The sequence below is a fragment of the Methylomonas sp. MED-D genome, assembly GCF_050276835.1.
Taxonomy (GTDB): Bacteria; Pseudomonadota; Gammaproteobacteria; order Methylococcales; family Methylomonadaceae; genus Methylomonas; species Methylomonas koyamae_A.
The window spans coordinates 864,884-879,343 of sequence record NZ_CP189965.1 but is presented as its reverse complement, the minus strand read 5'-3'; the positions used below and the strand labels follow the sequence as shown (position 1 = coordinate 879,343).

General features: G+C 57.9%; 14 protein-coding genes. 5 read left to right on the top strand and 9 right to left on the bottom strand.

Annotated features, from left to right (window positions below):
* Position 1 precedes the first annotated feature (1 nt).
* Complete coding sequence (gene waaC / locus ACQE3E_RS03880; protein WP_313729017.1) at positions 2–1,018, top strand: lipopolysaccharide heptosyltransferase I; 1,017 nt, start codon at positions 2–4, stop codon at positions 1,016–1,018.
* 15 nt (positions 1,019–1,033) lie between these two features.
* Here the strand turns inward: waaC and ACQE3E_RS03875 are convergent, their stop codons facing one another.
* Together ACQE3E_RS03875 and ACQE3E_RS03870 are read right to left on the bottom strand one after the other, a co-directional pair.
* Positions 1,034–2,194: an HD-GYP domain-containing protein gene (locus ACQE3E_RS03875; RefSeq protein ID WP_313729018.1), complete on the bottom strand. Its 1,161-nt coding sequence runs from the start codon at positions 2,192–2,194 to the stop codon at positions 1,034–1,036.
* Between the two features lie 20 nt (positions 2,195–2,214).
* The gene (locus ACQE3E_RS03870) at positions 2,215–3,411 is read right to left on the bottom strand and encodes an HD-GYP domain-containing protein (RefSeq protein WP_313729019.1); all 1,197 of its coding nucleotides are present in this window, start codon (positions 3,409–3,411) and stop codon (positions 2,215–2,217) included.
* Between the two features lie 473 nt (positions 3,412–3,884).
* On the opposite strand from ACQE3E_RS03870, the gene ACQE3E_RS03865 reads away from it, so the two are divergent.
* Positions 3,885–5,342, top strand: coding sequence for a GumC family protein (locus tag ACQE3E_RS03865; protein ID WP_064028801.1), 1,458 nt, complete (start codon positions 3,885–3,887; stop codon positions 5,340–5,342).
* A 232-nt stretch (positions 5,343–5,574) separates the two neighbouring features.
* Here the strand turns inward: ACQE3E_RS03865 and ACQE3E_RS03860 are convergent, their stop codons facing one another.
* Positions 5,575–6,801 (bottom strand): HD-GYP domain-containing protein, encoded by a 1,227-nt coding sequence (locus ACQE3E_RS03860; RefSeq protein WP_231883661.1) that lies wholly within the window; start codon positions 6,799–6,801, stop codon positions 5,575–5,577.
* Between the two features lie 156 nt (positions 6,802–6,957).
* Between ACQE3E_RS03860 and ACQE3E_RS03855 the strand changes: the two genes are divergently transcribed.
* The 3 genes from ACQE3E_RS03855 to ACQE3E_RS03845 all read left to right on the top strand — a co-directional run bounded on the left by ACQE3E_RS03855 (position 6,958) and on the right by ACQE3E_RS03845 (position 9,074).
* Entirely contained in the window at positions 6,958–7,233 is a 276-nt protein-coding gene (locus ACQE3E_RS03855; protein ID WP_064028806.1) for a cupin domain-containing protein, read from the top strand.
* A 115-nt stretch (positions 7,234–7,348) separates the two neighbouring features.
* On the top strand, positions 7,349–8,554 hold the full coding sequence (locus ACQE3E_RS03850) for an MdtA/MuxA family multidrug efflux RND transporter periplasmic adaptor subunit (RefSeq protein WP_313729021.1): 1,206 nt from the start codon (positions 7,349–7,351) through the stop codon (positions 8,552–8,554).
* A 13-nt stretch (positions 8,555–8,567) separates the two neighbouring features.
* Complete coding sequence (locus tag ACQE3E_RS03845) at positions 8,568–9,074, top strand: M48 metallopeptidase family protein (protein WP_313729023.1); 507 nt, start codon at positions 8,568–8,570, stop codon at positions 9,072–9,074.
* A gap of 64 nt (positions 9,075–9,138) precedes the next feature.
* On the opposite strand, the gene ACQE3E_RS03840 is transcribed toward ACQE3E_RS03845, so the two are convergent.
* From ACQE3E_RS03840 to ACQE3E_RS03815, 6 genes are all read right to left on the bottom strand, one after another.
* Positions 9,139–9,975, bottom strand: coding sequence for a hypothetical protein (locus tag ACQE3E_RS03840; RefSeq protein ID WP_313729025.1), 837 nt, complete (start codon positions 9,973–9,975; stop codon positions 9,139–9,141).
* A 446-nt stretch (positions 9,976–10,421) separates the two neighbouring features.
* Entirely contained in the window at positions 10,422–10,733 is a 312-nt protein-coding gene (locus tag ACQE3E_RS03835) for a transposase (RefSeq protein ID WP_313729026.1), read from the bottom strand.
* 335 nt (positions 10,734–11,068) lie between these two features.
* Positions 11,069–11,899: a hypothetical protein gene (locus tag ACQE3E_RS03830; RefSeq protein ID WP_313729027.1), complete on the bottom strand. Its 831-nt coding sequence runs from the start codon at positions 11,897–11,899 to the stop codon at positions 11,069–11,071.
* A 195-nt stretch (positions 11,900–12,094) separates the two neighbouring features.
* Entirely contained in the window at positions 12,095–13,654 is a 1,560-nt protein-coding gene (tnpC, locus tag ACQE3E_RS03825) for an IS66 family transposase (protein WP_313729028.1), read from the bottom strand.
* 31 nt (positions 13,655–13,685) lie between these two features.
* Positions 13,686–14,036, bottom strand: a complete 351-nt coding sequence (tnpB, locus tag ACQE3E_RS03820) for an IS66 family insertion sequence element accessory protein TnpB (RefSeq protein WP_313727828.1) — start codon at positions 14,034–14,036, stop codon at positions 13,686–13,688.
* The gene (locus ACQE3E_RS03815) at positions 14,012–14,419 is read right to left on the bottom strand and encodes a transposase (RefSeq protein ID WP_231883784.1); all 408 of its coding nucleotides are present in this window, start codon (positions 14,417–14,419) and stop codon (positions 14,012–14,014) included. Before ACQE3E_RS03815 ends, tnpB begins: the two co-directional genes overlap by 25 nt.
* Positions 14,420–14,460 lie beyond the last annotated feature (41 nt).

Sequence of the window (14,460 nt, the reverse complement as noted above, 5' to 3'; positions counted from 1 at the left end):
GATGAAAATCGCCATCGTCAAACTGTCCGCTCTGGGCGACATCGTCCATGCGATGGTCGCGCTGCAATTTATCAAGGAAGCGCTACCGGATAGCGAAATCGACTGGATCGTCGAGGCTGGCTTTGCCGGCGTCATCGAGCACAATCCGCACGTCAACCGAGTCCTGACCGTCAATCTGAAAGCGCTGAAATCGAACAAAGCCGCGATTTTTAGCGAAATTGCCAAGGTGCGCGGCTATGCCGCCGCGAATTACGATCTGGTCATCGACGCCCAGGGGCTGATCAAATCGGCGCTGGTCGCGCGCCTGTTGTCGGCCAATTGCGTCGGATTCGACCGCGATTCGATCCGGGAGACATTCGCGGCCTGGTTTTATCGGGAAACCGTGGCGTTTCCCTACGATGCCAACACGATAGACCGCAACGTCGCGGTGCTGACCCAACCGCTGGGTCTGGACATCGGCCCCGACCGGATTTTAGCCAAGCAACCCTTTCTGTACTTCACGCCGCCGACCGCCGAGTTGAACGAGTACTTCGTGCCGGACCAGCCCAACGTCATTTTGGTGATCGGCTCGACCTGGCCCAGCCGCAATTATCCGCTGGAGCAGTACCTGCGGGTCATTTTCGGCCTGGAAGCCAATATGCTGATTTGCTGGGGCAGCCAGCAAGAACACTGGATGGCGCAATGGCTGGCCGAACGCAGTCTGGCGCGGCCGCTGCCGAAACTGAGTTTTAACGACCTAAAGGCCGCGATTGCCCGTTGCGACCTGTTGATCGGCAACGACACCGGACCGACCCACATGGCCTGGGGTTTGAACCGGCCATCGATTACGCTGTTCGGACCGACGCCGGTCAGCCGGGTTTACCAAACGGCCATCAACAAGGTGTTGAAGTCGCCGTCCGTCGTCGACCCCTTCAAACTGAACAAGCTGGATTTCTCGATCAATCAAATCAAGGCCGACAGTGTCGTGGCGTTGGCGAGAAGCTTGCTGCCGGCCCGCGCAAAAAGCCAACCGGGCTAAGTTTCGCCGGCGGCTTTAATGGCCCCCGCATTGCCGCAGGTAATAGCGGACAAACCGGGCAATCGGGTCCGCCAGCGACAGTATGCGGACGATTTCAATCGCCGATACCCTCACCGTGCGATCGGGATCGGCGGCAAAATCAAGCAGCTCCTTCGCCGAATTGGTGACCGGCCTTAGGCTAAGCGCGCCGAATTCGGATGCCGGAATGTCTCCAACCACGGCCAACTCGCCGCCGGCCAGTTCGACCAAACAACCCGGCGGCCAAACGCCTAGCGCCCGCACGAAATCGGCCGTCAAATCGCCGTCGAATAGCCGCGCTCCGGCGTTATAAATGCTTGCCAAGGCTTGTAAACCGCTCATCGCCGGGCGACCGGCGTGTTCCCAGCACAAATCCTCGCACTCGGCGGCCATCGCCGCGATTTGCCCCGCTCTGCTCAAATCTCCCCCACCGAGTCCGCGCGGATAGCCGCTGCCGTCCGCTCGTTCATGATGATTTAGCACGATGTCCAATACCTCGGCCGGTACGTCGGAAGCCGCCAGCAACATATCGCGTCCGCATTGCGGATGTTGCCAAAACAAAGCCGTTTCGCCGGCATCCAAGGGCCGCTCGGCCGCTCGTATCGCGTCCGGCAAACGTTGTAGGCCAATGTCGAGCAACAGCGCGCCGCTGCCCAAGTGTCTTAAGGCCTCGGCCGACAGTCCTGTCGCCAGCCCCCAAACCAACGCCAACGCGGCGGCATTGACCGCTTTCGCGGCCGGGTCCGGTTGGGTGTCGCGCATCAAGCCTCCCCAAACCCGCCCGGAGTCCGGCGAAATCCCCTGCTCCAGCTCCGCCGCCAGCTTATCAACCGTCGCAAAATCCAGCGTATTTTCCGCCGCCGCGCGCCGCAAAACGTCGGCGTAGCCGAGGCGAACCGCCGCGTAACAGCCTTCCCAAGTCGTCGTATCCAGATCCGCGCTCGAGGGAATCGCGCCGGCCGGCGGCGAATCGCTAATATCCTTGCCTTTGGCGGTGTCAATGCACACAAACCGGCAATACTCGCGCAAGGTCGCGACTTGTTTGGCCGAGGTCACGGCAAAGCGGGTTCGAAAAAACGGCAAATCCAGCCATTTTCGATCGGTATCGACGATATACATCCCGATCTCCAGCTGCTCGGCGTTAATTTTTTTTATCATGCCAGCCGTCCGCCGCGCCCCTAGGCTCCGACTATGGCGTAGTCCTTGACGAACAAGCCATCCCGGTAATATTCGTTCAAATCCAACCGATAATCCTTGGCTCGCACCACTTGCTTGACGGCATAGCGGTTTCCCTGTGGATCGGCCACCGGTTTGGCCAAGTCCAGCAACCGGGGCTCGATGTCGCTACGCTGGCTATCCTTGACGATCAATATCTTTGGTTTCAAACGATCGACCTTGTTTTGTTCGACCACGATGCCGATTTCGCCGCTACTCAATTCGACGGCATTGCCCTGCGGATAAAAGCCGATACAGTTAATGAAATGCGTGACGTAATGGGCTTCGTAACGTTGGCTCATCCCCTTGACCAGCGTGCCCAACGCAATCAAATGCGGTTGGCCGTGCTGATAAACCCGGTCGCTGGTCATCGCGTCGTAGGTATCGACGACGGCAACCATTTTGGTGAAATCGGACAACGCCGATTTATCCAAGCCGCGCGGGTAACCGCCGCCGTTTAGTTGTTCATGGTGGTTGTGCGCGACATCGACCGCGCCGGGGAATGCCCCTCTGGCCGACATCAACACGTTGCGGCCGTAGACCGTGTGATTGCGCATGATGTCCAGTTCGAACTTGTCGAGCTTGCCGGGCTTGTTCAAAATCTCCAACGGCACCTTCATTTTGCCGACGTCGTGCATCAACCCGCAAAAGCCGATCTTGTTGAGGTCTTCGACCGAATACTTCAATTCCCTGCCGAGCAGGATCGCCAAAATGCACACATTCATACAGTGTTGAGCGGTGTATTGATCCTGGTCCTTCAACTGGGTCAGCAATAACATGGTTTCGGGATGTTCCAGCACTTGGTCGACACATTCGGCAACCGCTTGCTTGACTGCCTCGGTATTGAATTGATTACCGAAGCGAATATCGTCCAGCACGGTCTTAATCAAATTGCCGACGCGCTGAAAGGTGACGGCGGTCTGTTCGAAAGAACGCGCAAAACTGAGCTGTTTGCGCGCCTCGGTCGAGCGAGTCGGAATGGCTCCGGTATGGTCTTTTTGAAACTTGACGTCGATATAAACGTAATCGCAAACCGCCTGTATGGCCTGAATATCCGCATGGCTTTCGATGACAATGCGATCCAGCATAAACGGATTTTCGCCTTTCGGTGCTTCCAACTCGCATACGCACATTCCGACTCTGAGTTCGTAAACATGCATTCTGATTATTCCAGCTTTATTCGCAGACATAGACCCCACCAAAATCGAGCCGGCATTGTGCAATAGATCGACCGGCCTAACACGCTTGGATGCCACAAAATATTGATTTGTCTCGCACATTTTGCGAATCCACCGCCGTGCTATTCCAAGACCGCTCACATCGCGGCGCACCGTGGGCGAGCCAACGCTTCTCCCCTTTCCCCATCCACCGCTATTCCCGGCGGCTCGCAAACGCCCATCGCAATACATGAATAGGACTATAGCCGACGCACGTCGCCCGACAACCTGGAAAACCCGATTACACTCGCCGCCGATTGCGTTACACTGCGTACCTCGGCGGACCTCCCTGCCCTTTCCAGCCACGCCGGCGATCTTCCGGCGCCTTGCTTCGGCCCAGCTCCACCGCACGGTCCGGCACATGCGCCGGCCGCAAGAACCACCGTAATTTGTGCCGACATGAGGAGAACACAGCGATGTTTCTCAAATCGTTCCGACAATACGCTAACGCGTACCCAACACCGCCATTAAGAATTCCGCAGCGCATCAGCTTGTTTTTGCTGGCCTTCCTGCCGTTGTTTACGATTTCTCAAATTCTGATTTTTATGCAACCGGCCATATACCGTAGCGAGGCTTCGGTATTGACCAGCGAATCCGCCCAGGTCGACCAAGCGCCGGCCGAGGCCGATCCGCAACAGACCGGCATCCAGGCCCAGGTCTTGCTCGGCCAGGACATCCTCGAAAAAACCGCCGCGCGTCTCAGCGAGCGGTCCGCGCCGACAGACGTCGCGGATCTGCATAAGATGCTGGGCGCCACGCCGGTGGCCGACAGCAATCTGATTAAATTACACGCCGAAGGCTACGACCCTGGAAAACTGCAGGTGATTCTGAACGCCTGGATAGAAACTTATCGACAACTCCGCGAAGACTACATTCGCCAAGTCACCGCCCAATCCACGGCGACCCTGGACGGCGAACTGGATCGGGTGGGACTATTGTTGTCGGCAAAACGCCGCGAATTGGATCAGTTCCGACTAACCCACAATATTCTGTCCCAAGATAGTAGCGACAACCAAGCCCACGCCCGCCTGCAGGGTCTCAACGCCTCCCTGAATAACGCGCTGGAAGAAGAAGCCAAGGCGAAAGCGAAAGTCGGAGCGATCCGCGCCGCGATCGAAGAAGGTCGGCCGGTAATTCCGAACCAAGACAGCCGCAGTTTGGCGGTTCTGCAAGAAACCGCGGAGCGCTTGCGCGACAAACTGGAAAACCTGCGCGGCCGCTACACCGAGCATTACATCGATTTTCATCCGACCATGAAAATCGTCAAACAGCAGTTGAGCGAACTCGATGCCAAGATCAGCGAAAAAGAGCATAGCGGCACCGATTTCATGTTGCAGGAAGCAAACACCGCCTACGTGGCCGCCCGACGCACCGTCGCGGATTTGCAAAAGCAACTGGCTCAACACAAGCAAAAAGCCGCCGAATACACTGGACAATTCGAAAAATACCAAGCGATGCTGCAAGAACTGGAAGGCCTGGAAAAACTGCAGCAAGACACCAAGCAGCGCTTGGCGGACATCGAAGTCAAACAGCGCCAGACCCATCCGCAATTGAGCGTGATCGATTGGGCAACCCTGCCGACCGAACCGATTCGACCGGATTATTGGCTGGCCGCCGCGATCGCGTTGGCCGCCAGCGTGGGGGCGGGTCTGTTCGCGGTCTGGCTGGCGGACTATCTGAATCCCAATCCACAATTGCGCAACTTGCAAACGATAACCGGCATTCGGGTTTACCCGCACCGGCCGTCTCCGAACGATCGCCGACAATTGCTGGACAGGCGCCGACCGCCCGACGCACTGGGCTTCGATCCGCTACAAGCCATTAACGAATCGCCGCGCGAAGACGGCGAGGACCGCCGCCGCGACCGGCGCTAACCTAACGGTCCCTCCCCCTGCATCCCCACGAAAAATGAAAGCCGGTGGCGTAGGCCGGGATTTAGCCGTGCTGGAAGGCTCTCCGGCACCGGAAGAGTTTTGGTCTTTCCGACGAACGCCGCGAACGACAAACGCCCTTCTCCCTACAAATCCTGCCTTTTCGAGCGGTCTCCGCTGCCGAGCGAGTACCAGAACCTTGGTCAAGACAGAGTCGGTCGCCGACAGTCTAGCGTCAGGCACTCGCCAATTGATAGTAAGCCTCCGCGCGCGCCGCCAACTTGCCGACTACGTCCGGGTCCAGCTTGCCTTCCGCGACGCGCCGGCGCAAATCAGCCAAAGCTTCTTCCGCCGTCACGCTGGGACGGTAAGGCCGTACCTGAATCAATGCCTGAAAAATATCGGCCACCGCGATGATCCGGCATTCCAAATCCAATTCCTTGGGCTGACTACGGAACGGATAACCGTCTCCCACCAGGGTTTCATGGTGATAGCCGGCCCAAATCGGGATTTTGGAATCGGCGAACACCCGCAGTAAAATCCTGAAGGTATCGTAACTGTGCCGGTGCATCGTCGCCCGTTCGGACGGCGTCAAGCCTCCCGGCTTATTGATGATGTCCTCGGACACGCGCAGTTTGCCGATGTCGTGCAGCAAGCCGGCGATTTCAATCTGCTCCAGATGGCAACCGGATAATCCGAAATCGGCGCCCAATTCGCGGGCTATCAACGCCACCCGCTGCGAATGCTCGTCGGTAAATGGGGTCTTGGCGTCGACCACGCGGGAAAACAAAGTCGCCAAATCTTTAAGCTCGGCCATGTCCAGCAACACCGGTTCCAAACCGGCGCCAATCACGCGCAAGTCCTCGTCGAGGTATTCCGGCTCCATCGCCAGCCAGAACGCCTCGACCTCCGCCAACTCGGCGAACGCCTCGACCAATTCCGGGCAAAACAGCAAGCCGGCCAAACCGCGAATCCGGGCGATGATATTCGAAAATTCGTTCAGAATATGCTCGCTATTCAAGAACGGCGCCTGCAGCACATCAATACGATCGGCCAGAAACAGCAAATTGGTCCGCAAGCGCAAGTCCGGCGCCAGCGGCAATTCCAGCAAGGTCCGCCAACGGGTGTGGTGATAGCGAATGTCGTCGGCCAGATGGGCAACCGGCCGGCAGGCCGCCAAATACTCGGCGCCGCGGATGCAATGATCTTCCGCGCCGTCCCATTCCAGCGTCTCGGTCAACTGACGGTGCTCGTGAATCCGCGACACGCCGCAATCGTGCAACATGCCGGCATGCAACATCGCCATCCGATCGGTGGCCGACCAACCCAGACGATCGGCAACGCCGCGCGCGATCATGGCCACCCTTTTACCGTGGCGGACTTCGTCGACGCCCACCAGGTCCAGAGCGCCGCTCAACGCGGCGATCGCCTCGTGCATATTGACGTGTTGTAGAGTCTTCAAAATCGGCCCCCGCCCGAAATGTGCCGGACTCGAACTGTGACGCCCGGCCCCGCTTGACTAAAATTACCGAGCCATTCTAGCACGCGGCCGCGTGGCCCCGCGCCGCCGACAATGGTAGAATCAAACCCTCTTACCACCCGAACCCGAAAGGAAGTCATGAGTCAGATTATTATCGAACACAATCCCAGCGAGGAGCGTTTACAGGAATTGGGCGTCTCCGAATGGCCGATCTGGGAAAAAGAAGTGTCCAAATTCACGATCGATTTCGACGAAACCGAAACCGCCTACGTCCTGGACGGCGAAATCTTGGTCACGCCGACCGGCGGCGAAGCGGTGCGCATCGTCCCCGGCGATCTGGTGATCTTTCAAGCCGGTTTGGACAGTCATTGGGAAGTAGTCAAACCGCTACGCAAACACTATCACTACGATTAAGGCGCGGCCGGCCCGAGGTTTGGAAAAGGCATCCACCGGATGCCTTTTTTATGACAACGCCTCGAAGTCGCCGGGCCACTCCGCCCCGCCGACAAGGACACCACGGTAAGCCCGCATGGACAATCCACGACCTCCCGAAACCCGCGCCGCCAGCCGGTCAGGTTGGCCGACCGCCGCGTTGCTGTTCGCGCTGACCGCCGGCTACGCTTACTGGCGCCTGCACGCCACCGAAGAGCCTAGCGAGCGACCCGGCTCGACCGGCGCTAGGGACGCACCAGCGGCCAGCGTCACCACCGCCACCGTCAACCAAGGCGACCTGCCGATTTATCTGCACGGCCTGGGCACCGTCACCCCGCTACAAACCGTGACGATCAAAAGCCGAGTGGACGGCGAACTGTTCAAGGTAGCCTTCCGGGAGGGCCAAACCGTACAAGCCGGCGAACTGCTGGCCGAGATCGATCCCCGCCCTTATCAGGTGCAATTGCACCAGGCCGAGGGCCAACTGATGCGGGATGAAGCACTGTTGAGCAATGCCGAGCAGGATTTGCAGCGCTATCGTACCCTGCTGGCACAGGATTCAATCGCCGCCCAGCAAACCGCCACCCAGGAGGCACTGGTACGCCAATACCGGGGCACCGTCGAAATGGACCGAGCGCAAGTCAACAACGCCAAGCTCCAACTCGACTACACCCGCATCGTCGCGCCAATCGCCGGTCAAATCGGCCTGCGGCTGGTGGATAAAGGCAACATCGTCCGCGCCGGCGACACGACCGGTCTGGCCGTTATCACCCAAATTCAACCGATCACCGTGCTGTTCACGCTACCCGAGGATCAGGTGCCGGCGGTGATGCGCCGCTGGCGTAGCGAACGCAGTCTGACGGTGGAAGCCTTCGACCGCTCCGGCCTGCGCAAATTGGCCGACGGCAAATTGCTGGCGGTGGACAACCAAATCGATACCGCCACCGGCACCCTGAAACTCAAGGCCTGGTTCGACAACGCCGAGCGCGGACTGTACGCCAACCAGTTCGTCAATATCCGCCTGCGGCTGGACACCCTACCCGCCGCGACGCTAGCCCCGGCCGCCGCCATTCAGCACGGCGCCAACGGCGATTTCGTTTACTGGGTCAAACCCGACCGAACCGTCACGATTCGGCCGATCAAGACCGGGCCGGTCGACGCCGACCGCGTTGCCGTTTTGGAAGGCCTCGCTCCCGGCGATGTCCTGGTCGCGGGCGGCAGCGACAAATTACGCGAGGGCAGCCGAATCAAGCCGGCCGACGCCGCCGTTTCCCCAGAGACCGCGCCGGTTCCGGCCCGATAAGCCTCTCGGTCCAATGCACACCCCGGTTTCCAAATATTTAAACGGTTATCCGGCCGAATTGGTCGAGCGCGCCGAACAATGGCTGACCAGCGGCAAGCTGGGCGACTGGCTGGCCGACAAATACCCGCGGACTCACCACGTCCAGACCGACAAGGCGCTTTATCACTACGTGACGGACTTGAAAAGCCAATATTTGCGCCAATCCGCTCCGCTCAGCAAAATCGTCTATGACGACAAACTGGACATCGTTCATCAAGCGCTGGGCTTGCACAGCGTCGTAGCCAGGGTGCAAGGCGGCAAACTCAAGGCCAAAACCGAAATCCGCATCGGCGCGGTTTTCAAAACCGCGCCGGCCGCCTTCCTGCGCGCCATCGTCGTCCATGAGCTGGCCCATTTGCGCGAAAAAGACCACAACAAAGCCTTTTACCAACTGTGCCGCCACATGGAACCGGACTATCACCAACTGGAGTTCGATCTGCGCCTGTATCTGGCGTTTCAGGAAAACCGGCGCGGGAACTGAATCGCGAGCCGCGACTTCGAGCGGTACGCGGTGCGTAGCCGATCCAAGCCATTCCGCCCCGTCGCTATTGAAGATTCAACACGCCGCCGGTACCGGCACCGCCCTTGATTTCCTGCGCCTTGTAGTTTTTAACCGCGACGACCAGTTGATTGTAAGCATCCAAAAACGCCGCCGCCGTGGACAAACCTTCGGGCGTGTTTTTGAAGCTCGCCAAGCCGACCACCGCGCCAACGCTGTCCCCCAAATAGCCGCCCCAGCCGTTGGTTTGCAAACGGTTGGCGGTGGCGCTGCCTTGCGAGATGCCGATCTGCACGGTCGAGCGAATATCGGTCAAGGTCAGGGTCACATCGGTGGTCCGTTTGTCGGCGGCGTCCGCCAACGTGGCGGCCAGCGAGTCGGCCAGAATGCCGCCCAACGAAATTTGCCCCGGCGGCGAGTAATGACGGTAGCCGGCGCCAAAGGCGCCCGCCCGATGCCCTTCGGTCGATTCGTTCAACACGATCACTTGCGGTTCCATCAGATAATCGGCGGCGACCCGCTGACCTTTATGCTGTTTGGATCCGGCCCGGTATTCGCCGGAATTGCGCTGTTCGCCGACGATTTCGTTAATCAACGCCCGCGTGGCGGTGTTGCCGATCGCGGTAATCACAAAACAATTGGATTGTTGCACCGCCAAGCGGATCAACGGATCGACCGTCGTCACCGCCTGCCCGCCGGTGATGCGGCCGTCGCTGACCGCCAAGGTCCCCATGGGGCTGGAGCAACGCTCCAGCGTTTTATTCGCATCGACGCTGGTCCCGCCCGCCGCCGATCCGGACACCAGATTACCGCTGCCTCCGGTCTGCAAGCCGGGTTTAGCACATCCCGACAGCAAGACCACCAAGCCGATTTTCAAAGCCATACCTCGATTCATCAGACACCCTCGCCGAAAGTTGGAGCTTGATCCAAGCGCGAGAATCATAAGACAATTTGCCGCCGACGTCTGCATAACAAATATGCTAGAACTTTTCCTTCGCCCACCTGCGCCGCAGGCGCCTCGGCCCAAATCGGCGCATACCGCGCCGTTGGCCTGGACAATCTTCGGGCGCACCAAACATTCCTGATCGAAAGCAATGATCAGCTCGGAGCGACGAGCTTGCGGTGGTCTTCCTCCCAATCCCACACCATCGGACATGCGGTTTTCCGCACCCAGCAGTTGAACCTAGCGACGCCTTCATAATGTCGCAAAAGCCGATTGCCCCCACAAGCCCCACCGTTTCAAACCCATGTTGTTTAACTCCGCGAGCGGGACGCGGTCAGGCTTTGTTCCGTGCCGTCGAGCACCAGCCATTGATGGGTGAAGTGTTTTTAGATAATGCCCCAGCGTTTGGAAAAATCGCCGTCGCCTGGAGGCAAGACCCAGATCATGTGGATGTGGTCGGGCGACATCACCAGAGCGTCGACGGCAAACGGCAAGGTTAGCCGGCAATGCCGAATCGCCTCGCGCAAGCAATCCCGCGCCGTGTCGCTCGCCAGTATCCCGGCTCGCCGTTCGGTCACCACGGTAAAGAAATACGACCGACCCGGCATATAACAACGGCGATAATCGGCCATGTCTCCGTCAATTATTGGATTGTCCACCGTAGGGTACGCATCGCGTACCTTGTCAGAGTTACTCATCACTAGCGCCGCAAAAGATACGCGGTGCGTACCCTACATAGCTGCAAGGATGCAAGAGCAATTACCGAGGCCAAACACAAATTCGTCTGGAACGAATTTGAACAGCCGATAGGCTGGCCCGAAAGGCGAAAACCATGGATGGTTTTCGTAGAAAAAGTATCGCGGTTGCCAGTCCGCGAACCGACATTAAAAATTAGGCCTCACGATAGCGAAACAATATTCATCCCAGTTTTAAATCCGCGTGGGCACAAAAACCGTGCCCACCCTACGCAACTACGGGGCTCCGTTCAGCACATCGGTCCAGTCCGAGTGAATGTTATTGTTAGCTATATTGGTCAAGCAGACACCACCCCTTTAAAGCTCGGATAGAAAACAGAAATAGGGTTGTCAACTGCGTCTGGATCTTCTAGAGCGCGTCGCACTTGACTAGCAATTTCGGATTTGTATACCTCTAGTCGGGGAACTAGTGAATAAATATCTGTTGTATCTATCCGAATTGTGCGACTTTGACTTAAATCGAAGGGAATCCTGTCGGCGGCGCGAATAATTTGAACAACCGGAAGGCGCGCTGCGTGCCTAATTGCGAGCTCATAAAAAACATTTGGATTGTGAAACGATAGGTCAGCTATAACGAGTCTCGACCTAATTAGGTACTCGATGATTTGCCGGGTTATCGTTCCAGGCTTGTCTATTGCGTCAGCGCGGATGACCTTCATGTGGAACTGCTCTAACGCTGGTTCTACTATAGAGCTAAGGAATAAATCGGAGTGCTTTCGATGCTCCGATCCATCCTCGCCGATTGGCGTTACGTAGAAACAGACCGTTTCAAACCGTGCCTGCTCGGCGGTCATCAAGGGAGACGGCTGGTGCGACGTAGTGCTAGATATAGCATTTTCACTGGCTCGTTGCGGCTGGGCTGAGCTTGAAGGCAGACTGTCGAGCAAGTGCTCCAACGTTACTATGCGTTCAGCGCCAGAAAGCATCTGCAGCAGGCCCACATAACGAAGATTGAGAATAAACGTGTCTACAGCTTCCTCTGCTGCCTCCTTCTCTAAACCTGTTTCCATCGCCGCATCAACTAGTGCCGTCTTCGCCGGAAGCTTATTTCCCTTGAAACGGTCATAGAGATTCTGGAACGGCTCGATGTTCTCTATTGCGAGTAGCACGCGAGCCTTTGCCCGCTCTCGTTGCTGAATCTCTTCATCAATGGCACGTAATCCGCCGGTGGTAAGCTTTATGTACTCAGCAGTGTAACTTCCCTCGGTCAGTCCATACTTGTTCGAGTTGACGATTAATTGTAAGCGATCTTTGAAGGACGCACTAGAACTGAAACGGACAATGACTTAACCGTTGGCGTACGATTAGTCCGTTAGGGCGTCGAGATTCCAAGGCAACAGCGCTTCGAACTCTTCGACAGTTTTTGCGGTGGGAAGCTTTCGGAACAGATCGACCAGATAGGTGTAAAGGTCGACGCTATTGGCCTTGCAGGTTTCGATCAACGAGTAAAGATTAGCGCTGGCACGGGCGCCGGCCACCGTATCGCAAAACAACCAATTGCGGCGGCCCACCACGAAGGGGCGTATGGCGTTTTCGCAGAGGTTGTTGTCGATGGGCCAAGCGCCGTTGTCGACGAAGCGGATCAGTTTGGACCACTGCGATGACAAGTAATGCAAAGCCTTGCCCAGCAAACTACCGGGGATTACCGCATGCAGATGTTGTAGCAGCAGGGCTTCGATTTTGACCAAAACCGGTCGGCTTTGCTCCTGGCGCCGCTGCCCACGCTGTTCGACGCTCAGGTCTTCCGTCTGAGTTTCAATCGCGTACAGTTCACCCATCGCCGCGATAAACTGCGTCGCCAGTTGCTCCGGGCCGCGCGCGGCTTTAGGAATGGCGGCTTCGGCCTCGACAAAATAACGCCGCGCATGCGCCCAACAGCCGAGGTGAATCGCACCCCGGCTGGCTGCAATGGCGTTATACACCTCATAGCCGTCGCTCATCAGTACCGCGCCGGGTTTGATGCCTTCATACAACGGCTGCGCATGCGTTCCGCCGCGCCCCGGCGTGTAGCTGAACAGCCGAATCGGCGGTCCGGAGCCGGTCATTTGTGCCCACAGATAGCTTTTGCTTTGCGCGGCTCGGCCGGATTCTTTGAGCACTTGAACCACGGTTTCGTCGCCCAGGATCAGATCGGCATCGAGCAGATGGTCGCGCAGCAAGTTGATGATGGGTTGCACTGCGTCGCCAACCCGCACCATGCTAGCCGCCAGCGTGTTGCGCGACAGATCGCCGCCGAAACGGCTCAACAGCGCGGCTTGCCGATACAGCGGCAGGCTATCCTGGTATTTGGCGGTGACGACCCAGGCTAATGCCGTTTCGGTGAGTAAGCCTTTGGGGATGATGCGAACCGGTGCCGGCGTCACGCGAATGCTTTCATCGCAGCACGGGCAGGCATATTTGACGCGGTGATGTTGAATGACTCGCACCTGTTGCGGCACGATGTCGAGCTGCTCGCTGATTTCAGCGCCGATTTCCACCAGACGAGTACCGTCATGCGCACAGATGCGTTCGGCTTCCGCTAATTCATGGCGCACGATCTCACGCGGCAGATGCGGATCGAGCGGTTTGCGACCGCGTTTCTTACGGCGGTGACCGGCCACCTCGACCGCTTCGGGCGTGGCTTCCTCGGCGATTGGAGCACCGTTCGGCGCCAACACTTCGGCTTCGTTCAGGAACAGGTCGCGCTGGGCCGGATTGGCCCGCGCCTCGGATTTTGCGGCATACAGCCTATGCAGAAAGGCATCCACACGTTCTTTCAATAAATCCCGCTCGACCGTCACCAACCGCAGTTGACTCGCCAGCCGTTGCTGCTCGGCCAGCAAGGCTTGGTAGTCTTCGGTGGACAGCGTGATGGTGGGCGTCATGCCGTTATTTTACCGGCTTTACATCCGCGTTTCAGCCCACTTGGGTATAGGTTCGTGCCGGATGCGGCCGCATCGCGGCCAAGTCAATACCGGCTAACAACCAGTGGAGTTGCTCGACCGTCAACATCACAACTGCTGCCTCTTTCGGCCAGTGAAAACGGTCGGCTTCCAGCCGCTTGAGCATCAACCAAAAACCGGTGCGGTCCCACAACAGCAGTTTGATCCGATCCCGCCGGCGGTTGCTGAACACGTAGATGGCCGGCTCGAACGGATTCAAGCCTAATGCCTGCTCAACCAGCAGCGCTAAACCATTGATGGCCTTGCGGCCGTCGACCGGCTCGCGGTGCAGGTAGACCTTCAATCCTGCGTCGAAACGAAACATGGCAGCTCGGCCAACGCCTTCAAAATCACCGGCAGGTCGCTCAGTGCGACAGGCTGTAACGCGAGTTTAACGCCGTTGGGCAACTCCGCACTGAGCGCTGACTCAGCCGGTTTCTCTGCGCTCAGCGACTGAACGGGCACAAAAGCCGGCAACGTTAATGGACTGTTCGGATTCGGATGTCCTGTTTCTCGGTAATGCCCCATCCACTTGCGCAGCAGATTGGCATTGATACCGTATTGCAGAGCGATCTTGGCAACCGATGTGCCCGAATGCAAGCAAACTTTCACTAGCTCCCGCTTGGCTTCCGGATCATAAAGGCAACGGCCGTCTCGCCCGTGCCCCACGATTAATGGCCGCGATAATCGCGTGTTATGCTCCTTCATAGGTGTCCACCTGATTATAAGTGGACACTATCTTCGTTCCT

Bases quoted from the DNA above. Each gene is read 5' to 3' on its own strand.
- waaC (WP_313729017.1), top strand. From the start codon at position 2: ATGAAAATCGCCATCGTCAAACTGTCCGCTCTGGGCGACATCGTCCAT.
- tnpC (WP_313729028.1), bottom strand. From the start codon at position 13,654: ATGACGCCCACCATCACGCTGTCCACCGAAGACTACCAAGCCTTGCTG.
- ACQE3E_RS03865 (WP_064028801.1), top strand. From the start codon at position 3,885: ATGTTTCTCAAATCGTTCCGACAATACGCTAACGCGTACCCAACACCG.
- ACQE3E_RS03835 (WP_313729026.1), bottom strand. From the start codon at position 10,733: ATGAGTAACTCTGACAAGGTACGCGATGCGTACCCTACGGTGGACAAT.
- ACQE3E_RS03850 (WP_313729021.1), top strand. From the start codon at position 7,349: ATGGACAATCCACGACCTCCCGAAACCCGCGCCGCCAGCCGGTCAGGT.
- ACQE3E_RS03870 (WP_313729019.1), bottom strand. From the start codon at position 3,411: ATGCATGTTTACGAACTCAGAGTCGGAATGTGCGTATGCGAGTTGGAA.
- tnpB (WP_313727828.1), bottom strand. From the start codon at position 14,036: ATGTTTCGTTTCGACGCAGGATTGAAGGTCTACCTGCACCGCGAGCCG.
- ACQE3E_RS03875 (WP_313729018.1), bottom strand. From the start codon at position 2,194: ATGATAAAAAAAATTAACGCCGAGCAGCTGGAGATCGGGATGTATATC.
- ACQE3E_RS03855 (WP_064028806.1), top strand. From the start codon at position 6,958: ATGAGTCAGATTATTATCGAACACAATCCCAGCGAGGAGCGTTTACAG.
- ACQE3E_RS03845 (WP_313729023.1), top strand. From the start codon at position 8,568: ATGCACACCCCGGTTTCCAAATATTTAAACGGTTATCCGGCCGAATTG.
- ACQE3E_RS03840 (WP_313729025.1), bottom strand. From the start codon at position 9,975: ATGGCTTTGAAAATCGGCTTGGTGGTCTTGCTGTCGGGATGTGCTAAA.
- ACQE3E_RS03815 (WP_231883784.1), bottom strand. From the start codon at position 14,419: ATGAAGGAGCATAACACGCGATTATCGCGGCCATTAATCGTGGGGCAC.